Source organism: Streptomyces sp. NPDC047525 (genome assembly GCF_040643025.1).
Classification (GTDB): Bacteria; Actinomycetota; Actinomycetes; order Streptomycetales; family Streptomycetaceae; genus Streptomyces; species Streptomyces durmitorensis.
The window spans coordinates 212882-236423 of the sequence record NZ_JBEYTL010000013.1 but is presented as its reverse complement, the minus strand read 5'-3'; the positions used below and the strand labels follow the sequence as shown (position 1 = coordinate 236423).

At 71.1% G+C, this 23542-nt stretch carries 24 protein-coding genes; 17 read left to right on the top strand and 7 right to left on the bottom strand.

The window, feature by feature from the left end; genetic code table 11:
• Together ABZ833_RS32530 and ABZ833_RS32525 are read left to right on the top strand one after the other, a co-directional pair.
• Window positions 1-560, top strand: a 560-nt coding sequence (locus tag ABZ833_RS32530) for a biotin/lipoyl-containing protein (RefSeq protein ID WP_361054116.1), incomplete at its 5' end; no start/stop codon positions are given.
• 168 nt (window positions 561-728) lie between these two features.
• Window positions 729-1364 carry a TetR/AcrR family transcriptional regulator gene (locus ABZ833_RS32525; RefSeq protein ID WP_361054113.1) on the top strand — a complete coding sequence of 212 codons (636 nt, stop codon included), beginning with the start codon at window positions 729-731 and terminating at the stop codon, window positions 1362-1364.
• On the opposite strand, the gene ABZ833_RS32520 is transcribed toward ABZ833_RS32525, so the two are convergent.
• Both ABZ833_RS32520 and ABZ833_RS32515 read right to left on the bottom strand, forming a co-directional pair.
• A complete protein-coding gene (locus ABZ833_RS32520) occupies window positions 1350-2327 on the bottom strand; it encodes a DeoR/GlpR family DNA-binding transcription regulator (protein WP_283779091.1) in 978 nt (325 codons plus the stop codon). The genes ABZ833_RS32525 and ABZ833_RS32520 overlap by 15 nt on opposite strands.
• Window positions 2328-2546: 219 nt before the next feature.
• Window positions 2547-3995: an NAD(P)H-quinone dehydrogenase gene (locus tag ABZ833_RS32515; protein WP_361054109.1), complete on the bottom strand. Its 1449-nt coding sequence runs from the start codon at window positions 3993-3995 to the stop codon at window positions 2547-2549.
• A gap of 118 nt (window positions 3996-4113) precedes the next feature.
• Here ABZ833_RS32515 and ABZ833_RS32510 point away from each other — a divergent pair, with 118 nt between their 5' ends.
• The 4 genes from ABZ833_RS32510 (at window position 4114) to ABZ833_RS32495 (ending at window position 9312) form a co-directional block, all read left to right on the top strand.
• On the top strand, window positions 4114-4551 hold the full coding sequence (locus ABZ833_RS32510; protein WP_361054105.1) for a gamma-glutamylcyclotransferase: 438 nt from the start codon (window positions 4114-4116) through the stop codon (window positions 4549-4551).
• Between the two features lie 158 nt (window positions 4552-4709).
• Complete coding sequence (locus ABZ833_RS32505; RefSeq protein WP_249588136.1) at window positions 4710-5534, top strand: purine-nucleoside phosphorylase; 825 nt, start codon at window positions 4710-4712, stop codon at window positions 5532-5534.
• Between the two features lie 702 nt (window positions 5535-6236).
• Entirely contained in the window at window positions 6237-7886 is a 1650-nt protein-coding gene (locus ABZ833_RS32500) for a phospho-sugar mutase (protein ID WP_361054101.1), read from the top strand.
• Window positions 7887-8034: 148 nt separating this feature from the next.
• Window positions 8035-9312 carry a hypothetical protein gene (locus ABZ833_RS32495; RefSeq protein WP_361054098.1) on the top strand — a complete coding sequence of 426 codons (1278 nt, stop codon included), beginning with the start codon at window positions 8035-8037 and terminating at the stop codon, window positions 9310-9312.
• Between the two features lie 102 nt (window positions 9313-9414).
• Here the strand turns inward: ABZ833_RS32495 and ABZ833_RS32490 are convergent, their stop codons facing one another.
• Complete coding sequence (locus tag ABZ833_RS32490) at window positions 9415-10050, bottom strand: PH domain-containing protein (RefSeq protein WP_361054095.1); 636 nt, start codon at window positions 10048-10050, stop codon at window positions 9415-9417.
• A 369-nt stretch (window positions 10051-10419) separates the two neighbouring features.
• On the opposite strand from ABZ833_RS32490, the gene deoC reads away from it, so the two are divergent.
• The 3 genes from deoC to ABZ833_RS32475 are packed head-to-tail and all read left to right on the top strand — an operon-like array spanning window position 10420 to window position 13723.
• Window positions 10420-11382 (top strand): deoxyribose-phosphate aldolase, encoded by a 963-nt coding sequence (deoC, locus tag ABZ833_RS32485; protein ID WP_361054092.1) that lies wholly within the window; start codon window positions 10420-10422, stop codon window positions 11380-11382.
• A gap of 3 nt (window positions 11383-11385) precedes the next feature.
• A complete protein-coding gene (locus ABZ833_RS32480; protein ID WP_361054089.1) occupies window positions 11386-12840 on the top strand; it encodes an aldehyde dehydrogenase family protein in 1455 nt (484 codons plus the stop codon).
• The gene (locus ABZ833_RS32475) at window positions 12833-13723 is read left to right on the top strand and encodes an aldehyde dehydrogenase family protein (RefSeq protein ID WP_361054086.1); all 891 of its coding nucleotides are present in this window, start codon (window positions 12833-12835) and stop codon (window positions 13721-13723) included. Before ABZ833_RS32480 ends, ABZ833_RS32475 begins: the two co-directional genes overlap by 8 nt.
• Before the next feature lie 87 nt (window positions 13724-13810).
• Here the strand turns inward: ABZ833_RS32475 and ABZ833_RS32470 are convergent, their stop codons facing one another.
• The gene (locus ABZ833_RS32470; protein ID WP_361054083.1) at window positions 13811-14548 is read right to left on the bottom strand and encodes a TetR/AcrR family transcriptional regulator; all 738 of its coding nucleotides are present in this window, start codon (window positions 14546-14548) and stop codon (window positions 13811-13813) included.
• Window positions 14549-14689: 141 nt separating this feature from the next.
• Between ABZ833_RS32470 and ABZ833_RS32465 the strand changes: the two genes are divergently transcribed.
• Window positions 14690-15289, top strand: coding sequence for an NAD(P)H-dependent oxidoreductase (locus ABZ833_RS32465; protein WP_361054080.1), 600 nt, complete (start codon window positions 14690-14692; stop codon window positions 15287-15289).
• 28 nt (window positions 15290-15317) lie between these two features.
• Complete coding sequence (locus ABZ833_RS32460) at window positions 15318-16829, top strand: MDR family MFS transporter (protein ID WP_361054077.1); 1512 nt, start codon at window positions 15318-15320, stop codon at window positions 16827-16829.
• A gap of 12 nt (window positions 16830-16841) precedes the next feature.
• On the opposite strand, the gene ABZ833_RS32455 is transcribed toward ABZ833_RS32460, so the two are convergent.
• Entirely contained in the window at window positions 16842-17243 is a 402-nt protein-coding gene (locus tag ABZ833_RS32455; protein WP_361054074.1) for a hypothetical protein, read from the bottom strand.
• A gap of 123 nt (window positions 17244-17366) precedes the next feature.
• On the opposite strand from ABZ833_RS32455, the gene ABZ833_RS32450 reads away from it, so the two are divergent.
• On the top strand, window positions 17367-18005 hold the full coding sequence (locus ABZ833_RS32450) for an ATP-binding protein (RefSeq protein WP_361054071.1): 639 nt from the start codon (window positions 17367-17369) through the stop codon (window positions 18003-18005).
• A gap of 170 nt (window positions 18006-18175) precedes the next feature.
• On the opposite strand, the gene ABZ833_RS32445 is transcribed toward ABZ833_RS32450, so the two are convergent.
• Window positions 18176-18946, bottom strand: coding sequence for a SigE family RNA polymerase sigma factor (locus ABZ833_RS32445; protein ID WP_361054068.1), 771 nt, complete (start codon window positions 18944-18946; stop codon window positions 18176-18178).
• A gap of 213 nt (window positions 18947-19159) precedes the next feature.
• Here ABZ833_RS32445 and afsQ1 point away from each other — a divergent pair, with 213 nt between their 5' ends.
• From afsQ1 to ABZ833_RS32420, 5 genes are all read left to right on the top strand, one after another.
• Entirely contained in the window at window positions 19160-19837 is a 678-nt protein-coding gene (gene afsQ1 / locus ABZ833_RS32440; protein ID WP_030562528.1) for a two-component system response regulator AfsQ1, read from the top strand.
• Entirely contained in the window at window positions 19834-21420 is a 1587-nt protein-coding gene (locus ABZ833_RS32435) for a HAMP domain-containing sensor histidine kinase (RefSeq protein WP_361054064.1), read from the top strand. The genes afsQ1 and ABZ833_RS32435 overlap by 4 nt, the downstream gene beginning before the upstream one ends.
• Window positions 21417-22019, top strand: a complete 603-nt coding sequence (locus ABZ833_RS32430) for a hypothetical protein (protein ID WP_361054061.1) — start codon at window positions 21417-21419, stop codon at window positions 22017-22019. The genes ABZ833_RS32435 and ABZ833_RS32430 overlap by 4 nt, the downstream gene beginning before the upstream one ends.
• A gap of 73 nt (window positions 22020-22092) precedes the next feature.
• On the top strand, window positions 22093-22683 hold the full coding sequence (locus ABZ833_RS32425; RefSeq protein ID WP_361054058.1) for a VanZ family protein: 591 nt from the start codon (window positions 22093-22095) through the stop codon (window positions 22681-22683).
• A 90-nt stretch (window positions 22684-22773) separates the two neighbouring features.
• Complete coding sequence (locus tag ABZ833_RS32420) at window positions 22774-22977, top strand: PspC domain-containing protein (RefSeq protein WP_361054055.1); 204 nt, start codon at window positions 22774-22776, stop codon at window positions 22975-22977.
• A gap of 92 nt (window positions 22978-23069) precedes the next feature.
• On the opposite strand, the gene ABZ833_RS32415 is transcribed toward ABZ833_RS32420, so the two are convergent.
• Window positions 23070-23474 (bottom strand): ATP-binding protein, encoded by a 405-nt coding sequence (locus ABZ833_RS32415; RefSeq protein ID WP_361054052.1) that lies wholly within the window; start codon window positions 23472-23474, stop codon window positions 23070-23072.
• Window positions 23475-23542: the final 68 nt, after the last annotated feature.

Genomic DNA, 23542 nt, shown 5'->3' with positions numbered 1-23542 from the left:
AGGAGTTCACCGTGGAGGGCATGGCCACCGCCATCCCCTTCCACCGCGCGGTCGTCAAGGACCCGGCCTTCGCCCCCGAACTCACCGGCTCCGCCGACCCGTTCACGATCCACACCCGCTGGATCGAGACCGAGTTCGTCAACGAGATCCCCGCGTTCGCCGCGGCGACCGACACCGAGACGGACGAGGAGCCCGGCCGCGAGACGGTCGTCGTCGAGGTGGGCGGCAAGCGCCTGGAGGTCTCGCTCCCCTCTTCGCTGGGCATGACCATCGCCCGCACTGCGGCGGCGGGCGGCGCCCGCCCCAAGCGGCGCGCGGCGAAGAAGTCGGGCCCGGCGGCTTCCGGTGACACCCTGGCGTCCCCCATGCAGGGCACGATCGTCAAGATCGCTGTCGAGGAGGGCCAGGAGGTCCAGGAGGGCGACCTGGTCGTCGTCCTGGAGGCCATGAAGATGGAACAGCCGCTCAACGCGCACCGCTCGGGCACGATCAAGGGCCTCACGGCGGAGGTGGGCGCGAGCCTGACCTCCGGTGCGGTCATCTGCGAGATCAAGGACTGATCCCGCAGAGCAACACTCATTTGCTGGCCGGGCTGGAGCATCCAGCCCGGCCAGCGAAGCATTCAGCCCGTCCGGCGTCTGAGGACGAACTCGGCGAAGCCGGTGATGAGGGGCGCGCACGCTTCGGGCAGACTTGAGGCACGCGTACGTTCAGGGAGGACCGCGGCGATGAGCACCGGCACAGATCAGCGCCCCCGCTCGAAGAGAGCCGACGCGCGCCGCAACTACGACCGGCTCCTCGCAGAGGCCCGCACCGCCTTCGCGGAGCACGGCACGGACGCCTCCCTCGAGGACATCGCCCGCCACGCGAACGTGGGCATCGGCACCCTCTACCGCCACTTCCCCAACCGCCACGCCCTGATGAGCGCCGTCTTCGAAGAGGCGGTGAGCGATCTCCTGGACCGCTCCCGCGCGCTCCTCGAAGATCCGCAGCCCTGCTCGGCCCTGGTGACCTGGCTGCGCGCCATCATCACTCATGCGGGTGAGTACCGCGGGCTCTCCCGCGCCCTCATGTCGGCGTCGCACGACGACAGTTCGGCACTCTCCCGCTGCAGCAGGCCGATGCGCGAGGCGGGTACGGCCCTGCTCGTGCGGGCACAGCAGGCAGGCGCCGTACGCCCAGGTGTCTCGATCAGCGATCTGATGCAGCTGACCAACGCGATCGCGCTGGCCGCCGAAGAGACCCCCGACGACCCCGAGTTGGCCGACCGCCTCCTGATGCTGACCCTGCGCGGCCTGAAGCCGGAAGGGTCGGCACCCGACGAGCCGCGCACCGGCCCGGCGGCCGGTTCAGCGGCGGCGTAGATCCGCCACCCGCGCGGCCCGCTCCCCGGGCTGCTGCTCCCCGAGCACCGCACTGCGCAACTGCGCACCCGGTCCTGCCGCGTGGCCGCCGTGGTTACGGCGCTGGCCCGGCAGTGGCACGTCCCGGCGCGACTGCCGCGCCGGGACGGAATCCACCCCCGAGCCGGAGCCCGAGCTCGCGGTCCCGCCCGCGACCGCGATCTGCACGCCCTGGTCCGCCAGGGCCTGCAGCTCGGTGGCCGCGCGGTCGTCGTGCGTGGGCGGTTCGTCCGTGACCAGGCGGGTGATGACGTCCGTCGGCACCGTCTGGAACATCGTGTCGGTGCCGAGCTTGGTGTGGTCGGCGAGGACCACGACCTCGGCAGCCGCCTGGACGAGCGCACGGTCCACGCTGGCCGAGAGCATGTTGGACGTGGAGAGCCCGCGTTCGGCGGTCAGACCACTGCCCGACAGAAAGGCGCGCGAGACCCGCAGGCCCTGCAGGGACTGTTCGGCCCCGCTGCCCACGAGCGCGTAGTTGGAACCGCGCAGGGTGCCGCCTGTCATGACGACCTCGACGCGGTTGGCATGGGCCAAGGCCTGTGCCACCAAAAGGGAGTTGGTGACGACGGTCAGACCGGGCACCCGCGCGAGCCGTCGGGCCAGCTCCTGCGTGGTCGTACCCGCCCCGACGACGATGGCTTCGCCTTCTTCGACGAGTCCCGCCGCGAGATCGGCGATGGCCGTCTTCTCGGCGGTCGCGAGATGTGATTTCTGCGGAAAGCCGGACTCCCGCGTAAATCCGCCCGGCAATACCGCACCGCCATGTCTGCGGTCGAGGAGTCCTTCTGCCTCCAGCGCGCGCACGTCCCGCCGTACGGTCACTTCGGAGGTCTGGACGACGCGGGCGAGCTCCCGGAGCGATACAGCTCCGTTGGCCCGCACCATTTCGAGGATCAATTGGCGACGTTCTGCAGCGAACACGAAACTGACAGTAACCCCAACGACCGTCTGCTTTCAGCAGTTTGCGCCGAATTACAGAAGTTGTTCGCACGGTTGGGTGGGAAGTGGTATACGCGCCTACCCACCCCGCCTATGCCGGGCGAATGGGCGACAACAGCCCGTGACCTGCGCAGAGTTGTTACCCCGTACGCGCCGTACAGAACCCGATCAGTCGGCGTTCAGCCGACGATCGCCCCGCGATCAGCCTTCGCCCGCCGACTTTCGCGTGTGAAGTTGACGTGCGACCTCGGCGATCGAGCCCGAAAGGGATGGATACACAGTGAACGCATTCGCGATCTGCTCGACCGTCAGATTGTTGTCGACCGCGATCGAGATGGGGTGGATCAGTTCTGAAGCGCGCGGCGCGACGACCACACCGCCCACCACGATGCCCGTACCGGGACGGCAGAAGATCTTGACGAAGCCGTCGCGGATGCCCTGCATCTTCGCGCGCGGGTTGCGCAGGAGCGGCAGCTTGACGACGCGGGCGTCGATCTTGCCGCCGTCGACGTCGGACTGGCTGTAGCCGACGGTCGCGATCTCCGGGTCGGTGAAGACGTTCGACGACACGGTCTTCAGGTTCAGCGGCGTCACCGCGTCGCCCAGGAAGTGGTACATCGCGATGCGGCCCTGCATCGCGGCCACGGAGGCGAGCGCGAAGATCCCGGTCACGTCACCGGCGGCGTACACACCGGGGGCGGAGGTGCGCGAGACCTTGTCGGTCCAGATGTGCCCGGAGTCCTTGAGCTTGACCCCGGCCTCCTCCAGGCCCATGCCGCTGCTGTTCGGGATGGCACCCACGGCCATCAGACAGTGCGTACCGGAGATGACGCGGCCGTCGTTGAGCGTGACCTCCACGCGGTCGCCCACGCGCTTGGCGGAGGCGGCCCGGGAGCGCGACATGACGTTCATGCCACGGCGCCGGAAGACGTCCTCCAGGACGGCGGCGGCGTCCGGGTCCTCGCCGGGCAGCACGCGATCACGGCTCGACACGAGCGTGACGTTCGACCCCAGCGCCTGATAGGCACCGGCGAACTCGGCGCCGGTGACACCGGATCCGACCACGATGAGCTCCTCGGGGAGCTCGTCCAGGTCGTACACCTGGGTCCAGTTGAGGATCCGCTCGCCGTCGGGCAGCGCGTCGGGGACCTCGCGCGGGTGCCCGCCGGTGGCGATGAGGACGGCGTCGGCGACGAGGGTCTCCTCGCTCCCGTCGGCCGCGCGCACGACGACCTTGCGCGAGCCGTCCGTGTCCTGCTGGCCCTCCAGACGGCCACGGCCGCGCAGCACGCGGGCGCCGGCGCGCGTGACGGAGGCGGTGATGTCGTGGGACTGCGCGAGCGCCAGGCGCTTCACACGGCGGTTGACCTTGCCGAGGTCGACGCCGACGACGCGCGCGGGCGTGTCGATGTGCGGGGTGTCGTCCGCGACGATGATGCCGAGCTCCTCGTACGAGGAGTCGAAGCTGGTCATCACCTCGGCCGTGGCGATCAGAGTCTTGGACGGGACGCAGTCGGTGAGCACCGACGCCCCGCCCAGACCGTCGCAGTCGACGACGGTCACCTCCGCGCCGAGCTGGGCGGCAACGAGTGCCGCCTCGTATCCGCCGGGTCCGCCGCCAATGATCACGATCCGAGTCACGTACTCCATTGTCCCGCACGCTTCAAGGTGCTTCGCCCCGGGGGCTCCATCCGGGCCGTTCTCCCTACAAGAAGGGCACTTCCGTTACCGGAGGGACGCACGCGTCGCCTGCCGTACCCTCGACCACATGTCGCTCTACGCCGCGTACGCCGGCAATCTGGATCCGCGGCTCATGTCACGCCGCGCCCCGCACTCGCCGCTGCGCCAGACCGGCTGGCTGAACGGCTGGCGGCTGACCTTCGGCGGGGAGCACATGGGGTGGGAGGGCGCGCTTGCCACCATCGTCGAGGCGCCGCGCTCCCAGGTCTTCGTGACGCTCTACGACGTCGCGCCCATGGACGAGGAGTCCATGGACCGGTGGGAGGGCGTGGGGCTCGACATCTACCGTCGCATGCGCGTGCGCGTGCACACCCTCGACGGCGAGGAACCCGCCTGGGTGTATGTCCTCAATGGTTACGAGGGCGGCCTGCCGTCGGCGCGCTATCTGGGGGAGCTGGCCGACGCGGCGGAGACCGCGGGGGCGCCGCACGACTATGTGATGGAGCTGCGGAAGCGGCCCTGCTAGGGGCGCGTCTCCTCGCTCCGGGCTGCTGGTCAGGCTGCTGGCCGGGCTCTCCTCGAATCGCTCCTCGGACCTCTCGTCGGAAACGACAAGACAACGATCCGAATCCCGTGAGCATCGTCATCTACGCGCGTAGGGCGTGAGCGGCTACTCTCGTCCGCGTGAACGCTTCAGTTATTCCGGACGACATCCAGGGCGACCCCTACGCCGCCGCCGACGCCGCCGCCGCGCGCCTGCGTGAGCTGACGGGCGCCGAGACCCACGACGTAGCCCTCGTGATGGGCTCCGGCTGGGCGCCGGCCGTCGACGCGCTCGGCGTGCCCGAGGCCGAGTTCCCCGTCACCGAGCTCCCCGGCTTCCCGCCGCCGGCGGTGGAGGGACACGGGGGCCGCATCCGCTCCTTCCAGGTCGGTGACAAGCGCGCCCTGGTCTTCCTGGGCCGCACCCACTACTACGAGGGCCGTGGCGTCGCCGCCGTCGCGCACGGCGTGCGTACCGCGGTGGCCGCCGGCTGCAAGACGATCGTGCTGACGAACGGCTGCGGCGGTCTGCGCGAGGGCATGCGCCCCGGTCAGCCGGTCCTGATCAGCGATCACCTCAACCTGACGGCCACGTCGCCGATCGTCGGCGCGAACTTCGTGGACCTCACAGACCTGTACTCGCCGCGGCTGCGCAGCCTCTGCAAGGAGATCGACCCCTCCCTCGAAGAGGGCGTCTACGCGCAGTTCCCCGGCCCGCACTACGAGACTCCGGCCGAGGTCCGCATGGCCCGCACGATCGGTGCGGACCTGGTGGGCATGTCGACGGTCCTCGAGGCGATCGCCGCGCGCGAGGCCGGCGCTGAGGTGCTCGGCATCTCCCTGGTCACGAACCTCGCCGCGGGCATGACGGGCGAGCCGCTGAACCACGAGGAGGTCCTCCAGGCGGGCCGCGACAGTGCTACCCGCATGGGGGAGCTGCTGGGTCAGGTCCTGGGCCGCATTTAACGGGCGGGGGCGCCTTGCCTGGAGGGGTTGCCTTGCCTGGCGGGGGCTCCTTGCTTGGCGGGCGGCGCCTCTGCCAGGCGGGTGGTCTTGCCTGGCGGGGGTGCCTTGCCGGGCGGGGTGTCTTGCCTGGCAAGGGGCATCTGCCGGGTGGGGTGTCCCTGCGCGGCGCCTTGGCAGTCCGCGGCGATCGTTGCCGCACAGGCTCTCCCGCCCACCCGCCCGATTGCCCCGCAGCTTCGAAGTCGTTGCCGCACAAGCCTTCCCGCCCACCCGCCCGATTGCCCCGCAGCTTCGAAGTCGTTGCCGCACAAGCCTTCCCGCCCACCCGCCCGATTGCCCCGGAGCGTCGAGTGGGTGGGCCCACGAGCCCATCCCGATCCGGGTGCTCGGGTAGGTGGGTGGGAAACGCTCCGCCGCAGGTGCTCGGGCGGGTGGGAGACATCCACTGCCGGGTGATCGGGTGGGTGGGTGGGAAAGATCCGGCGCGAAGCGGCGGGACAGGAAAGCCCCCACCGAGCCGCACCCAGCAGGCAAGCTCCACCCGGGCGAACCGAGCACCCGCACCCGCACCCGCACCCGGCACGGGACAGAGCAGCCCCGCACGCCGGGTAGGCGTACCCGGGGAACACGCAAGCCCCCGCACGCCGGGTAGACGTACCCAGACCCCGCAATCGAACTCCGCACACGAGAGGCTGAAGAAACGTGCCGGACGACTCTGAACTCATCGCGCGGGCCCAGGCCTGGCTGGCCGAGGACCCGGACCCCGACACCCGCGAGGAGCTCGCCAAGCTCATCGACGGCGGGGACACCGAAGAGCTGGCCGCCCGCTTCGGCGGCACCCTCCAGTTCGGCACCGCGGGCCTCCGCGGCGAACTCGGCGCGGGCCCCATGCGCATGAACCGCTCCGTAGTCATCCGCGCCGCCGCGGGCCTCGCCGCGTACCTCAAGTCCACGAACCAGACCGACGGCCCCGTGGTGATCGGCTACGACGCCCGCTACAAGTCCGAGGACTTCGCGCGCGACACGGCGGCCGTCATGACCGGCGCCGGCCTCGACGCCGCCGTGCTCCCCCGCCCGCTCCCCACCCCCGTACTCGCCTTCGCCATAAGGCACCTCGGGGCGGTAGCCGGCGTGGAGGTGACGGCGAGCCACAACCCCCCGCGCGACAACGGCTACAAGGTCTACCTGGGCGACGGCTCCCAGATCGTCCCGCCCGCGGACGCGGAGATCGCGGCGCAGATCGACGCTGTCGCCTCGCTCCACGACGTGCCCCGCCCGGAGACCGGCTGGCAGACCCTCGCGGACGACGTCCTGAACGCCTACCTGGCCCGCACGGACGCCGTCCTGGCCCCCGGCTCCCCGCGCACGGCCCGCACCGTCTACACGGCGATGCACGGCGTCGGCAAGGAGACGCTCCTCGCGGCGTTCGAGCGGGCGGGCTTCCCCGCCCCGGCCCTCGTCGCCGAACAGGCGGAGCCCGACCCGGACTTCCCCACGGTCGCGTTCCCCAACCCGGAGGAGCCGGGCGCGATGGACCTCTCCTTCGCGAAGGCCCGCGAGGTGGACCCCGACCTGATCATCGCCAACGACCCGGACGCGGACCGCTGCGCGGCGGCGGTCAAGGACACCACCGACGGCCGCACCGACTGGCGCATGCTCCGGGGCGACGAAGTCGGCGCGCTCCTCGCGGCCCACCTCGTACGCCGGGGCGCCCACGGCACCTTCGCCGAGTCGATCGTCTCCTCCTCCCTCCTGGGCCGGATCGCGGAGAAGGCGGGCCTCCCGTACGAGGAGACCCTCACCGGCTTCAAGTGGATCGCCCGCGTCGACGGCCTGCGCTACGGCTACGAAGAGGCCCTCGGCTACTGCGTGGACCCCGAAGGCGTACGCGACAAGGACGGCATCACCGCGGCGCTCCTGCTCACGGAGCTCGCGTCCGAGCTCAAGGAGCAGAGCCGTACGCTGCTCGACCTCCTGGACGACCTCGCCGTGGAGCACGGCCTGCACGCCACCGACCAGCTGTCGGTCCGCGTGGAGGACCTCTCCCTGATCGCGGACGCGATGCGCCGCCTGCGCGAGCAGCCGCCGACGGCGCTCGCGGGCCTCGCGGTGACGAAGGCCGAGGACCTGACGCAGGGCACGGAGAAGCTGCCGCCCACGGACGGCCTGCGCTACACGCTCGACGGGGCCCGCGTCATCGTGCGCCCGAGCGGCACGGAGCCGAAGCTCAAGTGCTACCTGGAGGTGGTGGTCCCGGTGTCGGCCAAGGCCGACCTGCCCGCCGCCCGCGCCAGGGCGGCGGACCTCCTGGCGGCGATCAAGCGCGACCTCTCCGTGGCCGCGGGCATCTAGCGGGCCTTCTCGCAGACGAGGGCGGGCGGCCCCCCGGGCCACCCGTCCGAGTGGTCCCACGGCGCAGCTGCCGCAGCGATCCGGTGCGCTGCCGGTCCCCCAGGAAGGGTGACCGGCAGCGCACGATCACGTTCCGGGAGCTGCCGCAGTGCCGTACGGACCGACCCCAGAGACCTCGACCGCATCGGCGTCCTCGACGCCTGCCGCCCCACCCCGGATCGTCCCCCCGTCCCGCCGCCCCCGCGTCGCACCGGTCCGCTCCCCCGGCCGCCCCGCACGCGCGGCCCGCGCCCTGCGGCACGCATCGCCCGCACTCCTCGCGTACGCCGCCGTACGTCTCTTGGGACTTCTGGTCTTCGCCCTCTGGGCACGCGGGGAGCACCGAAGCGTCTGGCAGCTCCTGGCGGAGTCGTGGGACATCGACTGGTACCTGAAGATCGCCGACAAGGGCTACGCGCACACCCTGGGCACCCAGTTCGACGCGAACAACCTCGCCTTCTTCCCCCTGCACCCCCTGCTCATCAGGGCGGGCAGTGTGATCGCCCCGGAGCCGCGCGGCGCGGTGGGGCTCGCGATCGCCGTCACCTGCTCGTTCCTCGCGGCGTGGGGGATCTTCGCGGTGGGCGACCACCTGTACGGGCGCAGGACCGGCGTCCTGCTCGCCGCGCTCTGGGGCTCGCTGCCCGTCGCGCTCGTGCAGTGGATGGGCTACACGGAGTCGCTCTTCACGGCACTCACCGCGTGGGCGCTGTACGCCGTGCTCACCGGCCGCTGGATCTGGGCGGGCACGCTGGCCGCGCTCGCGGGCCTGACCCGCCCCACGGGGGTCGCGCTGGCGGCCGCGGTCTCCCTGACGGCGCTGCTCACACTCTTCCGGCAACACCGGCGCGTGCGCCGGGGAGAGGCTCAGGAGACGGAGGGCGGCTACCTCGTACGCACGCTCCTGGGCGCCCTGCTCGCCCCCCTCGGATGGCTTTCGTACGTCGGTTGGGTGGGACTGCGGCTCGGCCGCTGGGACGGCTATTTCGCCGTACAGAAGCTGTGGCACAACGAGTGGGACGGCGGGGTGGGGACCCTGCGGACCATGTACGACCTGCTCGCGGTCCAGCGTCCGCAGCTGTTCCTGATGATGGTGACGGCGACGCTGCTCGCGTCGGCGGCGCTGTTCGTCCTGTCCGTGGGCGACAGGCAGCCGCTGCCCCTGCTGGTCTTCACGGGGCTGCTGCTCCTGATCGTGCTCGGCAGCAAGGGGGTCTACTTCCCGCGGGCCCGCTTCCTGCTCCCCGGCTTTCCCCTGCTGCTGCCCCTGGCGGCGGCGCTGGCCCGCGCGCGGACGCATGTCGCCGTGACGGTGATGGTGGCCGCGGCGGTGACATCGGCAGCGCTCGGCGGCCACATGCTGCTGGCGTGGCTGGGCCCGCCTTGAGCGCGTACGCGCTGCGTGAGCCGCGGGAGCCGTGCAGGCGCTCTAGGGGCCCCAAGCACTCCGGGCGCTCCTAGGTGTCCTAGGTCCTAGGTGTCCTAGGACCTAGGCGACCGCAAGCACCACCACGAGAAGCACCGCCCCTGCCACAGCGGGCGCGAGGATCTCGTAGCCCCAGCGCACCACGGGCTCGCCCTGCGCGGACTCCGCGCCGGCGCGGAGCTCGGAGAGTTCGCGCAGGTCGTCCATGATCTGGTCGCCGGCCGCGCGGAGGGACGCCGCCTCGCCGGGACGCCGCGCGTTCACGACGCTCGGATCACCGGCGGCCGCCCCCTGCGACTTCCTCCTGGAGGCCTTCTTGCGGCCCCGGAGGGAGACCGGAATGGCCCAGAGCTGGTACTTGGTGCCGGACTGGGTGAAGACCTCGTTCGAGTACCCGGAGCGCAGCCCCGAGACCGACGCCCACGGCAGTGTGATCGTCCGGAAGGGGTTCCGGATACGGAGCCGGTCGTCGTTGGCGTACACGGCGGGGCGCACGGTGAACGCGACGACGAGCGGCACCGCCAGGAGCAGCCCGGCGAGCGCGAGCCACGGAGTGCGGCCCTCGCCCCGGATCATCGCGTCGATGCCGAGCCAGCCGCCGAGGGCGAGCAGCAGGACGCCTCCGGCGATACCGCCGGACGACCGGAAGGTCCGGTCCTTGTACTCGGGCTCCGCCACGGGATGCTGGGGGTCGGTCATGCGTTGATTCTGCCTGAGTTCCGCGACGGGTCCCCTGCGGGGGCGTCGCGGAGGCCCAGCCGGGGCGTCGTCCGGCAGGCAGAGGCACTCCAGCGCTTCGCGACGGACTCCTCCCGGTTGCCTGGCAATCGGGCGGGTGCGCGGGAGACATCCGCCGCGGAACGGCGGGACAGGTCAGGGGCCGCCATCGGCACCCGACGGGAGTGCGCCCGACGGTGGGACAGCAGCCGCCGGGCGCACCCCGTCCTGCTGACGGGGCCACACGTCCGCCGACCGCGCCCGCCGGGTCCGCCCCGCCCGCAGGCCCCCGCCACCGCCACCGACCCCCGCCCCCTGTACAGCCGCTACGCGCGTAGATATGCTCCCCTCGTGACCATGCCCACTGCACCAGCACCAGCACACGCACTCACGGACGCCACCGCGTCGGCCGGCACGCTGCGCCGCTTCCTCCACGGGCTGCCCGGCGTCGACACGGTCGGCCTCGAGGCGCGCGCCGCAGCGCTCGGCACCCGTTCGATCAAGAGCACGGCGAAGGCGTACGCCATCGATCTCGCCATCTCCATGATCGACCTGACGACGCTGGAAGGCGCCGACACCCCGGGCAAGGTCCGGGCACTCGGCGCGAAGGCCGTGCACCCGGATCCGACCGACCGCGGCACACCGATGACCGCCGCCGTCTGCGTCTATCCGGACATGGTGGCCACCGCCAAGGAGGCCGTCGGCGACAGCGGCGTCAAGGTCGCGTCCGTCGCGACCGCCTTCCCCGCGGGCCGCGCCGCCATCGACGTGAAGCTCGGCGACGTCCGCGAGGCCGTCGCGGCGGGTGCCGACGAGATCGACATGGTCATCGACCGCGGCGCCTTCCTCGCGGGCGACTACATGACGGTGTTCGAGCAGATCTGCGCCGTGAAGGAAGCCTCCGGCGCGGCCCGGCTCAAGGTCATCTTCGAGACCGGCGAGCTCTCGACGTACGACAACATCCGGCGTGCGAGCTGGATCGGCATGCTCGCGGGCGCGGACTTCATCAAGACCTCGACCGGCAAGGTCGGCGTCAACGCCACCCCCGCGAACACCCTCCTGATGCTGGAGGCCGTACGCGACTTCCGCGAGCAGACCGGGGTACAGGTCGGGGTGAAGCCCGCGGGCGGCATCCGTACCTCCAAGGACGCGATCAAGTTCCTCGTCCTGGTGAACGAGACCGCGGGCCAGGACTGGCTGGACAACCACTGGTTCCGCTTCGGCGCCTCATCGCTCCTCAACGACCTGCTGATGCAGCGCCAGAAGCTGGCCACGGGCCGCTACTCCGGCCCCGACTACGTGACGGTGGACTGACCCATGACTTCCACACCTTCGGCCTCCACGGCTTTCGAGTACGCCCCCGCACCGGAGTCCCGCTCCGTCGTCGACATCGCGCCGTCGTACGGCCTGTTCATCGACGGCGAGTTCGTGGAGGCGGCGGACGGCAAGGTCTTCAAGACCGTCTCGCCCTCCACCGAAGAGGTCCTCTCCGAAGTCGCACAGGCCTCCTCCGAGGACGTCGACCGCGCGGTGAAGGCCGCCCGCAAGGCCTTCGAGAAGTGGTCGGCACTTCCGGGCGCCGAGCGCGCCAAGTACCTCTTCCGCATCGCGCGGATCATCCAGGAGCGCAGCCGCGAACTGGCCGTCCTGGAGACCCTCGACAACGGAAAGCCCATCAAGGAGACGCGCGACGCCGACCTCCCCCTGGTCGCCGCGCACTTCTTCTACTACGCGGGCTGGGCCGACAAGCTCGACCACGCGGGGTACGGCGCGGATCCCCGGCCGCTGGGCGTCGCGGGCCAGGTCATCCCCTGGAACTTCCCGCTCCTGATGCTGGCCTGGAAGATCGCCCCGGCGCTCGCGACGGGCAACACGGTCGTCCTGAAGCCCGCCGAGACGACCCCGCTGTCCGCGCTCTTCTTCGCGGACATCTGCCGCCAGGCGGGCCTGCCCAAGGGCGTCGTCAACATCCTTCCCGGGTACGGCGACGCGGGCGCCGCCCTCACCGCCCACCCGGACGTGAACAAGGTCGCCTTCACCGGCTCGACCGCCGTCGGCAAGGCCATCGCACGCCAGGTCGCGGGCACGGACAAGAAGGTCACGCTCGAACTGGGCGGCAAGGGCGCGAACATCGTCTTCGACGACGCCCCCATCGACCAGGCCGTCGAGGGCATCGTCACCGGCATCTTCTTCAACCAGGGCCAGGTCTGCTGCGCGGGCTCGCGCCTCCTCGTGCAGGAGTCGGTCCAGGACGAGGTGCTCGACGCGCTCAAGCGGCGCCTGTCGACCCTGCGCCTGGGCGACCCGCTGGACAAGAACACGGACATCGGCGCGATCAACTCCGCCGAGCAGCTCGCCCGCATCACCGCGCTCACCGAGACGGGCGAGGCGGAGGGCGCCGAGCGCTGGTCCGCCCCGTGCGAACTGCCCTCGTCCGGCTACTGGTTCGCGCCGACGCTCTTCACGAACGTCACGCAGGCGCACACCGTCGCGCGCGACGAGATCTTCGGCCCGGTGCTCTCAGTGCTCACGTTCCGTACGCCGGAAGAGGCCGTCGCCAAGGCCAACAACACCCAGTACGGCCTCTCCGCCGGCATCTGGACGGAGAAGGGCTCCCGCATCCTCGCGGTCGCCGATCGCCTGCGCGCGGGCGTCATCTGGGCCAACACGTTCAACAAGTTCGACCCGACCTCGCCCTTCGGCGGCTACAAGGAATCGGGTTACGGCCGCGAGGGCGGCCGCCACGGCCTGGAGGCTTACCTCGATGTCTGAGCAGCGTTTGAGCGTCTTCAAGACCTACAAGCTGTACGTCGGGGGCAAGTTCCCCCGCAGCGAGAGCGGCCGGGTGTACGAGGTGACCGACTCGAAGAACAAGTGGCTGGCCAACGCCCCGCTGTCGTCCCGCAAGGACGCGCGTGACGCGGTCGTGGCCGCGCGCAAGGCGCAGGGCGGCTGGGCGGGCAAGACGGCCTACCTGCGCGGCCAGATCCTCTACCGCGTCGCGGAGATGCTGGAGGGCCGCAAGGACCAGTTCGTCCGCGAGGTCGCCGAGGCCGAGGGCCTGTCGAAGTCCAAGGCCGCCGCGGTCGTGGACGCGGCGATCGACCGCTGGGTCTGGTACGCGGGGTGGACGGACAAGATCGCCCAGATCGTGGGCGGCGGGAACCCGGTCGCGGGCCCCTTCTTCAACCTCTCCTCGCCGGAGCCGACGGGCGTGGTGACGGTCGTCGCCCCGCAGAAGTCGTCGTTCCTGGGCCTGGTGTCCGTGATCGCCCCGGTGATCGCGACGGGCAACACGGCCGTGGTGATCGCCAGCGAGGACTCCCCGCTCCCGGCGCTCTCCCTCGGCGAGGTGCTCGCCACATCGGACCTGCCCGGCGGCGTCGTCAACATCCTCTCGGGCCGTACGGCGGAGATCACTCCGTCCCTCGCGGCGCACCAGGACGTGAACGCGATCGACCTCGCGGGCGTCGAGGACGACGTACTGGCCAAGGAGCTGGAGGTCGCCGCGGCGGACAACCTCAAGCGCGTCGTCCGTCCACAGCCTGTGGACTGGTCGGCCGATCCGGGCACGCACCGCCTGACGGCCTTCCTGGAGACCAAGACGGTCTGGCACCCCACGGGTTCGCTGGGCGCGTCCGGCTCCTCGTACTGAGGTCTGCCCCGAACCGCTCTCCGCACCACGAAGCCCCGGTCCTCCTCCGTCCAGGAGGGCCGGGGCTTCGTCCGTTCAACGACTCGGTCAGATGCCGAGCCGTGCCGCGATCCCGTCCAGGACGCATTCGAGGCCCGTCTCGTACATCCAGGTGGCGTCGTCCTTGCGGCGCGAACGCAGGCCGTAGCGCCGGTAGGTGGGGTAGCGGCCCGTGTCCATGAGGTACATCATCTGCGGCGCGAGGCCCATCCGGGACTCGGCGCCGGACGACCAGCCCTCCGACTCCGTCCAGTCCCGCACGGCCACTTCGGACGAGGCCGCGCCGTGCGCGTAGGAGCTGACCGTGCGGAAGGCCATCATCATGGCGTCCTCGTCGAGTCCGATCCCGTCGAGCGCCGCCAACTGCCGCTCGGCGATGGCCATCCGGCCCGGGGTGAGCACGAAGAGCGCCGTGGGCAGCTGACCCACCCACGGGTGGCGCATCATCATGTCCCGGGTCAGCAGGGCGTAGGCCCGCAGCACCTCGCGCCACTCGGTCACCTCCTCGGGAATCCGGTACTCGGCCGCCACCCGCTCGGCCATCAGCGCCCACAGGTCGTCCTTGCCCGAGACGTGCCGGTACGCCGCCATGGGCGCGACCCCCAGCTCCGTGGCGAGCCGCCGCATGGTGACGGCGGCGAAGCCCTCCGCGTCGGCGACCTCCACCGCGACGGCCCCGATGCGCTCCAGGGACAGCGAGGCGCGGGGCGCCGCCGGCTGCTCCAGGCGTTCCCAGAGCGACTTGTCCGGCGCCGCCGTCTTGCCGTCCTTCTTCTGGCCAGCCACAGCAGGGCTCCTCTCATCAGGACGTGAGCGTACAACGTATCCATCAGTAGACGCTGTACACATCAGCGTGTACGTTGTACGCATCTCGATACGCCGTACACATTCACGCCGTACAGACCCACGAACTCCCGGGGGATCCCCATGACCAGCACCACCACCCAGCCCCTCCGCGTCGCCGTCCTCGTCGGCAGCAACCGCGAGGGCCGGTTCGCGCCCGTCGTCACGCGGTGGCTGACGGGGCATCTCGCCCAGCGCGACGACCTGACCGCCGACGTCGTCGACCTGGCAGAGACCCCGCTGCCGACCGTCTTCCCCGCCTTCGGCCAGCCGCCCGCGCCCGGCACCGAGGAGTTGCTCGCCCAGGTCTCCCCGCGCCTCGCGGCGGCCGACGCGTTCATCTTCGTCACGCCGGAGTACAACCACAGCTTCCCGGCGTCCCTGAAGAACGCCGTCGACTGGCACAACGAGCAGTGGCACGCGAAGCCGATCGGCTTCGTCTCCTACGGCGGCCTGTCGGGCGGCCTGCGGGCGGTGGAACAACTCCGCGTCGTCATGGCCGAGTTGAATGCCACGACCATCCGCAACACGGTCAGCTTCCACAACGCGTGGGGCCAGTTCGGCGAGGACGGCACCGTCGAGGACCCCCAGGTCGACACGGCCGCCAAGGCACTGCTCGACCAGCTGACCTGGTGGGCGCACGCCCTGCGGGACGCCAAGTCCATCCGCCCGTACACCGCCTGACGTGACATCACGTCCTCTGGGGGGAACGATGAGTCAACGTACGGAAGAGACGAGCGCCCCGGACGGACCGGGCGCGGCGCAGCCGCCCGCCGCGCCGGGCGGCCCGTCCAAGCTCGTCCTCTTCGGACTCCTGCTCGGCCTGATGCTGGGGCTGCTCGACGGCACGATCGTCGGGACCGCCCTGCCCACGATCGTCGGCGACCTGGGCGGCCTGGACCACCTCTCCTGGGTGGTGACCGCCTATCTGCTCACCGCGTCCGTCTCCACTCCCATCTGGGGCAAGCTCGGCGACCTGTACGGGCGCAAGGGCAGCTTCATCTGGTCGATCACGGTGTTCCTCGCGGGCTCCGTGCTCTCCGGGCTCGCCCAGGACATGGGACAGCTCATCGCCTTCCGCGCCGTGCAGGGACTGGGCGCGGGCGGCCTCATGGTCGGCGCCATCTCGATCATCGGCGTCATGCTGCCGCCGTCGCAGGCGGGCCGCTCGCAGTCGATGATCGGCGCGATGATGCCGGTCGCGCTGGTCGGCGGGCCCCTGCTCGGCGGCTTCCTCACCGACCAGCTCGACTGGCGCTGGGTCTTCTACGTCAACGTGCCCGTCGGCGCGATCGCGCTGCTGGTCGTCGGCCTCGGCCTGCACCTGCCCGGCGAGCGCATCACCGCACGGATCGACTGCGCGGGGGCCGCGCTGCTCTCCGCGGGCATCCTGTCCCTGACGCTGCTGGGCAGTTGGGGCGGCACGACGTACGCCTGGACGTCACCGCAGATCCTCGGACTCGGCGCGCTCGGCACCGGCGCCCTCGTCTGGTTCGCCCGGGTCGAGCGGCGGGCGCCCGAACCGATCATCCCGCCCCGCCTCTTCGCCGACCGCAACTTCACGCTCGCCCAGATCCTCGCCTTCCTGGTGGGCGCGGCCATGCTCGGGGCGTCCTCCTATCTGCCGCAGTACATGCAGTTCGTGCGCGGCGCGTCCTCGACGGCCAGCGGCATGCTGCTGCTTCCGCTGATGGCGGGGATGTTCGGCGCACAACTCCTGCTGGGAAAGGTCACCTCCAACGGCGGCGGCTACCGCGCCTACCCCATCATCGGCGGGGCCCTGACGGCCGCGGGCGGGCTCGCGCTCCTCGCGGTCGGCGCGGACACCCCGACGGCGGTGACCTCCGCGCTGACCCTCGTACTCGGCGCCGGAATGGGCTTCTTGATGCAGAGCACGCTGCTGATCACCATCAACAGCGCGGAGCCGCGCGACATGGGCGCGGCCACCGGCACCGCCACCCTCCTCCGGACCATCGGCGGTTCGCTCGGGATCGCCGTGCTCGGCGCGGTCTACTCCAGCCGGGTCACGTCGGCCGGGATGCCGGAGGACGGCATGGCGTGGACGCCCGAAGCGGTGCGGGAGATGCCGGAGGGGGTGCGGGACATGGTGCGGACGTCGGTCACCAGCGGGCTGCACGGCGTGGTCCTCGGGGCCGCGCTCCTTGGGGCCGCGGCGTTCGCGGTGGCCTGGCTGGTGCGGGAGGTGCCGCTGCGAAAGAGCTGACGCCGCCGCAGGTCAGCCGGGCAGCAGCCCCGTGGCCGGGCCCACCAGCGGCAGGTCGTTGAGCGATCCGCCCTGCGTCAGCGGGGCGGTCAGCGGCGCCGTCGTGACCGGCTTGAAGTCCGCGATCCGGGTGCCCACCGCGTTGTCCAGCGGGTCGACCCCCGTGCCCGCGAGCGGGTCGAGCTTCAGCTCCTTGACGGGCCCGAGCCCACCCCCGGCGGCCTCCTGCACCGCACCGAGCATCCCCGCGGCGCCCGCCGAGAGATTGTCGGACGCCGGGGGCGCGGGGGCCGGCGCGGCGCTCGCCGTCGCCGCACCGCCGATGCCGAGGGCCGCGCCCGCGACGGTGACCGTCAGGCCCGCGCGCAGGAGGGCGCGGGAGAGTTGCGTGGAGGCTGTTGCGTGCCGTGCCATGGGTACCGCCCGAATCCTCTTGGGTAATCAGATGCGCACGTAGCGTAGTTGAGGTGTGTTGTGGGCACCAAAGCCCTACCCGTGGGGTCGCCTGGGCGGCTCAATGCAGCACACTGGTCTCTCGTGAGTTCCCATCCCCCGATACCCACCCGAGTCGTGCTGCTCGCCGGCCCCTCCGGGTCAGGCAAGTCGTCGTTCGCCGCCCGCTCCGGGCTGCCCGTCCTGTGCCTCGACGACTTCTACAAGGAGGGTGACGACCCGACACTGCCGCAGGTCCCCGGCAGCACGGACATCGACTGGGACTCCCCCGCCTCCTGGGACGCGGACGTCGCCGTCGCCGCCATCGAGCGGCTGTGCCGGACGGGACGTACGAGCGTGCCCGTCTACGACATCTCCACCAGCTCGCGTACGGGCGAGTCCGCGATGGACATCGAGCGCACACCCCTCTTCATCGCGGAGGGGATCTTCGCGGCGGACATCGTGGACCGGTGCCGGGAGATCGGCGTGCTCGCCGACGCGATCTGTCTGCGCGGCCGGCCGTCCACCACCTACCGGCGGCGGCTTCTGCGGGATCTGCGCGAGGGACGCAAGTCCGTGGCGTTCCTGCTGCGGCGCGGCTGGCGCCTGATGCGCGCCGAACGCGCCATCGTGGCCCGGCAGACCGCGCTTGGTGCTCACCCCTGCGGGAAGGACGAGGCCCTGGGGCGGGTTGCCGCCGCTGCCGCGGGACGGTGCGTCAAGGCGCGCGCCGACGCCGCGTAGCTCCGCGCGGCAACCCGGGCGGCAACCCGGGCAGCAAAAGCAGAAGGACCGGAAAGACCCCCCGGCCTTCCGGTCCCGCCACTTGTTTCCCCCGTGATCCCCGTTTTCCCCCGTGGATCCCCCCGGTACTGCCCGCCGCCTCCCCCCGGGAGCGGCGGCCCCCATGATCCCTAGGCGACCAACTCGCCGAAGGACTCTTCCTGGTCACGGCCGAAGCTGAGAACCTCGTCCTCGCGCAGCCGGCGCAGCGAGCGCCAGATGCTGGACTTCACCGTGCCCACACTGATGTCGAGGATGTCCGCGATCTCGGGGTCCGTGCGGCCCTCGTAGTAGCGCAGGACCAGCATCGTCCGCTGCAGTTCGGGGAGGCGGGCCAGGGCCTGCCAGAGAACCGCGCGGAGTTCGGTGCCACGCATCGCGTCCGTGTCGCCCGCCGTCTCCGGCAGCTCCTCGGTCGGGTATTCGTTGAGCTTGCGGCGCCGCCAGGCGCTGATGTGCAGGTTGGTCATGGTCCGGCGGAGATATCCGCCGACCGCGGCCTTGTCGCTGATCCTGTCCCAGGCCCGGTACGTCGAGAAGAGGGCGCTCTGGAGCAGGTCCTCGGCCTCGAAACGGTCACCGGTCAGGTGATAGGCGGTTGCGTACAGGGAGGCACGACGCTCCTGGACGTAGGCGGTGAACTCCGCCTCCGACACTGATGTGCGCTCCCCCGTGTCCTCCCTGTACGCGGCTCCCCCGTGAGCCCCCCCATCGGTTCCCCCGTGGTTCTCCCCCCGGAACGCGTCAACCACCGTCATGTACGCGGTGTGCTGACGCCCGGTGCCGCGAGCGCACCCCCGCCCGCTCACGGCACCGGACTTCTCGTGCCTCTCGGCGGTCCGGATCACGTCGTGGAGACGCGTGATTACTGCGCTTGAGCTGGTGCTGTGCAGTGTGTTCATCTCGCGCCCCCCGTCGGTGGAGTCCGGCTTCTTCCGTGTGACCAGAACTCTGCCCGACCCACTTCATGACGGTGTCCGCCGACTGTCACAGGCCTGCAACAGCGCTTCCGAGTGTGAGGGAGTGGTGAGGGTGGGGCACCTCCCGGCCCTTTAAGGGCCCGGGGAAGGTCCAACAGTCGAACTGTGGCCACACCATGGGACAGAATGACGTCCGTGCCTTCCCTGTTGCTGATCGAGGACGACGACGCCATCCGTACGGCCCTTGAGCTTTCGCTCACCCGCCAAGGGCATCGGGTGGCTACTGCTGCCACCGGCGAGGACGGCCTGAAGCTGCTCAGTGAGCAGCGGCCGGACCTGATCGTGCTGGATGTGATGCTGCCGGGCATCGACGGATTCGAGGTGTGCCGTCGCATCCGGCGCACCGACCAGTTGCCGATCATCCTGCTGACCGCGCGCAGCGATGACATCGACGTGGTCGTCGGGCTCGAGTCCGGTGCCGACGACTATGTGGTGAAACCCGTGCAGGGACGGGTGCTCGACGCCCGTATCCGTGCGGTGCTCCGGCGCGGTGAACGCGAGGCCAATGACGCGGCGACGTTCGGTTCGCTCGTCATCGACCGCGCCGCCATGACCGTGACGAAGAACGGCGAGGATCTCCAGCTCACGCCGACCGAGCTGCGGCTGCTCCTGGAGCTGAGCCGCAGGCCCGGACAGGCCCTGTCGCGGCAGCAGTTGCTGCGTCTGGTGTGGGAGCACGACTACCTCGGCGACTCCCGGCTCGTCGACGCGTGTGTGCAGCGCCTGCGCGCGAAGGTCGAGGACGTGCCGTCCTCGCCGACTCTGATCCGTACGGTCCGTGGGGTCGGCTACCGGCTGGACACTCCTCAGTGACCAAACCGCAGGACAAGCTCCGCGGTTGGGCCGCGGCGCGCAAGGCGATCATGGCGGGACTCCGTTTCACGAGCCTGCGGCTCAGGCTGGTCGTGGTCTTCGGCCTGGTGGCGCTCACCGCCGCCGTGACGGCGTCCGGAATCGCGTACTGGCTGAACCGCGAGGCGGTCCTGACCCGTGCGCAGGACGCGGCCCTGAAGGACTTCCAGCAGGAGATGCAGACCCGCGCCGGCGCGCTGCCGCCCAATCCGACCCAGGACGAACTGCAGCAGGCCGCCGGGACGATGGCCAACAGCAGCCAGCGCTACAGCGTGCTCCTGATCGGTGAGAACTCCGACGGCGACACGATCGTCGGCTACTCCGACCTGGACGCCTTCACGCTGGCCGACGTGCCCAAGTCGCTGCGCAAGACGGTGAACAAGGAGCAGCCGCTCACGTCGAGCAACAAGAGTCCCTACCACCTGTACTGGCAGCGGACCGTCGACGGCGGCACCCCGTATCTCGTGGGCGGTGCCAAGGTCATCGGGGGCGGGCCGACCGGTTACATGCTCAAGTCCCTGGAGCCGGAGGCGAAGGACCTGAGTTCGCTCGGCTGGTCGCTCGCGATCGCGACCGGGCTCGCGCTCATCGGCTCCGCGCTGCTCGCGCAGGCCGCGGCGACCACCGTGCTCAAACCGGTGCACCGGCTCGGTGTCGCCGCGCGGCGGCTCGGCGAGGGCAAGCTGGACACGCGTCTGAGGGTGTCGGGCACGGATGAACTGGCCGATCTGTCAAGGACGTTCAACCGCACCGCGGAGAGCCTGGAGAAGAAGGTCGACGACATGAGCGCCCGCGAGGAGGCGTCACGGCGCTTCGTCGCCGACATGTCGCACGAGCTGCGTACGCCGCTGACCGCGATCACCGCGGTGACGGAGGTCCTGGAGGAGGAGCTCGACGCGGAGACCGGTTCCGTCGACCCGATGATCGAGCCCGCCGTGCGTCTGGTGGTCAGCGAGACCCGCCGGCTGAACGACCTGGTGGAGAACCTGATGGAGGTCACCCGCTTCGACGCGGGCACGGCCAGGCTCGTCCTGGACGCCGTCGACATCGCCGACCAGATCACGGCCTGCATCGACGCCCGTGCCTGGCTCGACGCGGTGGAGCTCGACGCGGAGCGCGGCATCACGGTGCGGCTCGACCCGCGGCGCCTGGACGTCATCCTGGCGAACCTGATCGGCAACGCCCTCAAGCACGGTGGTTCGCCGGTGGAGGTGTCGGTGCGGCTCGCGGGCGAGAAGCTCGTCATCGCGGTGCGCGACGGAGGCCCCGGCATCCCCGAGGACGTACTGCCGCACGTCTTCGACCGGTTCTACAAGGCGAGCGCGTCCCGGCCGCGTTCGGAGGGCAGCGGTCTCGGGCTCTCCATCGCGCTGGAGAACGCGCACATCCACGGCGGGGAGATCACCGCCGCGAACTCGCCCAAGGGCGGTGCGGTGTTCACGCTGTGGCTGCCGCGCGATCCGTCGGGGCTGCTGCCCGACGACGAGGGGGACGACTGCACGGACGGCGACGCCGACGCCGGCGTCGAGGGAGACGAACGATGAACCGCCGACGGCTTCGGGCCGCTCTCCTCGCCGCCGCGCTGACCGCGACGCTCGCCGGATGCGGGATCCGCTCGACGGAGGTGCCCACCGACTTCGGTCCCGGCCCCTCCCGGGTGCCGTGCGTGATGTCCGGGTCGAGCATCGCGTCGCAGTCCACCAGCGGCGTGCCGGTGCAGGTCTTCCTGGTGTGCGCGGCGCAGCTGGTCACCGTCGACCGGTCGGTGCGGATCCCCGCCGAGAAGGCGACGTCCGACCGGGTCCGCATCGCTCAGGCACTCCTCGACGAGCTGGCGCACACCCCGTCGGCCTCGGAGAAGCAGGCGGGCTTCGCGACGGACGTACGCGGCGGCACGGTCGTCAGCGGCCCCGATGAGGGGGACCCCGAGGACGCGCTGCGGTTCAGTTCGTCCCCGGAGGACCTGTCGGCGTTCGCGCTGGCCCAGATCGTGTGCACGTTCGCGGACAGCGCGGCGGCGGGCGACGACCGCGAGGTCATCATGGGCGGCCCCGGCGACGATCCGCTGCGCCGCTACGAATGCACCCAGGCGGTCCGCCAGCGCCCCGGAACGGTCGCTCCGCCCACGGAGACGGTGAAGTAGCAGGACCCGGCTGAAGCGGCCGCACAGGGCAGTCACCCTGTGCGATCGGGACAGCGCCGCGTACCGGGATGAGATGCGCGGAACCGATCCTGCCGCTGAGCGCGTCTTGGGGGGCGTGCGTCAAGGCTCGGGCGGCCACGGGGCCGCCATCCGCTTCCGCGCGGCGGGAGGATTCCTCCTCGTCGCGCATCTTCTGCTCGTCGGCTGGTTCACTCTGCGTCCACTGGACGTGCCCTGGGTCAGCGCGGCGAACCTTCAGCCCTTCGCCGGCATCAAGGCGGATCTGGCGCTGGGCCCTGTCCAGGCGGCCCGGCAGATAGGCGGCAGCCTGCTGCTCCTCGCCCCGCTGGGCCTGCTGCTTCCGCTCGCCGGGGGGCGGGTCCACGTCTCGCCGCTGGGTTCGCTGGTGCGCACGGTCGCGGCGGGCGCGCTGATCTCGCTCGGCATCGAACTGCTGCAGACCGGGGTCCCGGGGCAGGTCGTCGACATTGACTCGCTGTTCCTGAACACGGTGGGCGTGGCGCTCGCGCACGTCGCCGTGGTGCCAGCGGTCAGGGCCAGGCTCCGCCGCCGGACGGACGTGGAGGATCGCGCGGCCCTCCTGCGGGAGGACGCTTCTCAGGGTGTGACCCCGACGATTCCCAGGGTCGGTATCGCACCCTAGAGCGACGCTTTGCCCGCTTCGTGAACGTAACTTTGAGTCATCGGGGAAACGCCCCCGGACCTCATGCCGACGGTTCACGAAGGAGCCACCATGACCGCCCTTGCCCGCCCCACGAACGGCCGGATGATCGGCGGAGTCTGTGCCGCCCTCGCCAGGCGCTTCGGCACATCGGCCACCACGATGCGCGTGATCTTCGTGCTCTCGTGTCTTCTTCCCGGACCGCAGTTCCTGCTCTACATCGCGCTCTGGGTCCTGCTGCCCACCGAGGGCAAGACCCGGCAGGCCGCCTGGTGATCCGGCGGCCCTCGCTGCCACATATGTACGCCGATGGGGCGCCCCCTTTCGCAAGGGGGCGCCCCATCGGCGTACGCGGAGACCGGTGAGGGTCAGCCGAGCGGCAGGCCCTCGACGGGCAGACCCTGGGTGGGCAGGCCCCCCTGGAGCGGCAGGGCACCGGCGACCGGCAGACCACCGAGCAGACCGGAGAGCGGGTCGGCGGCGGGCTTGCTGCGGTCGGCGGCGTCCTTGGTGCTCTCGCCGAGCTTGTCGACGGTCGGCGCGGCGGCCTGCAGGGTGCTGCCGAGCGCGTTCTGGCCCGCGGCGACCGCCTCGGGGCCACCGGCGGGCAGGGTGTCGGCGACCTGCGCCGTGGGCAGCGTCGAGGTGGCGGCGCCCAGCGCGCCCGTGGCGTCGGGCACGGCCGGTGCGGCGTTCGCGGCACCCGCGCCGGCGGCGGCGAAGGCGGCGCCGAGAGCGGCGACACCGAGGGTCTTGGCGGCAGACTGCTTCATCTTCAATGCGTCCTTGATGACGGGGACTTTTGAGCGGCCCATGACCGTAAACATGTGAAGGGGCAGTC

Excerpts from the sequence above, each read along its gene's own strand:
- ABZ833_RS32460 (WP_361054077.1), top strand. The coding sequence starts at position 15,318 with ATGAGTCAACGTACGGAAGAGACGAGCGCCCCGGACGGACCGGGCGCG.
- ABZ833_RS32455 (WP_361054074.1), bottom strand. The coding sequence starts at position 17,243 with ATGGCACGGCACGCAACAGCCTCCACGCAACTCTCCCGCGCCCTCCTG.
- ABZ833_RS32465 (WP_361054080.1), top strand. The coding sequence starts at position 14,690 with ATGACCAGCACCACCACCCAGCCCCTCCGCGTCGCCGTCCTCGTCGGC.
- ABZ833_RS32475 (WP_361054086.1), top strand. The coding sequence starts at position 12,833 with ATGTCTGAGCAGCGTTTGAGCGTCTTCAAGACCTACAAGCTGTACGTC.
- ABZ833_RS32525 (WP_361054113.1), top strand. The coding sequence starts at position 729 with ATGAGCACCGGCACAGATCAGCGCCCCCGCTCGAAGAGAGCCGACGCG.
- ABZ833_RS32425 (WP_361054058.1), top strand. The coding sequence starts at position 22,093 with ATGCGCGGAACCGATCCTGCCGCTGAGCGCGTCTTGGGGGGCGTGCGT.
- ABZ833_RS32490 (WP_361054095.1), bottom strand. The coding sequence starts at position 10,050 with ATGACCGACCCCCAGCATCCCGTGGCGGAGCCCGAGTACAAGGACCGG.
- ABZ833_RS32510 (WP_361054105.1), top strand. The coding sequence starts at position 4,114 with ATGTCGCTCTACGCCGCGTACGCCGGCAATCTGGATCCGCGGCTCATG.
- ABZ833_RS32420 (WP_361054055.1), top strand. The coding sequence starts at position 22,774 with ATGACCGCCCTTGCCCGCCCCACGAACGGCCGGATGATCGGCGGAGTC.
- ABZ833_RS32445 (WP_361054068.1), bottom strand. The coding sequence starts at position 18,946 with ATGAACACACTGCACAGCACCAGCTCAAGCGCAGTAATCACGCGTCTC.
- ABZ833_RS32515 (WP_361054109.1), bottom strand. The coding sequence starts at position 3,995 with ATGGAGTACGTGACTCGGATCGTGATCATTGGCGGCGGACCCGGCGGA.
- ABZ833_RS32415 (WP_361054052.1), bottom strand. The coding sequence starts at position 23,474 with ATGAAGCAGTCTGCCGCCAAGACCCTCGGTGTCGCCGCTCTCGGCGCC.
- ABZ833_RS32480 (WP_361054089.1), top strand. The coding sequence starts at position 11,386 with ATGACTTCCACACCTTCGGCCTCCACGGCTTTCGAGTACGCCCCCGCA.
- ABZ833_RS32430 (WP_361054061.1), top strand. The coding sequence starts at position 21,417 with ATGAACCGCCGACGGCTTCGGGCCGCTCTCCTCGCCGCCGCGCTGACC.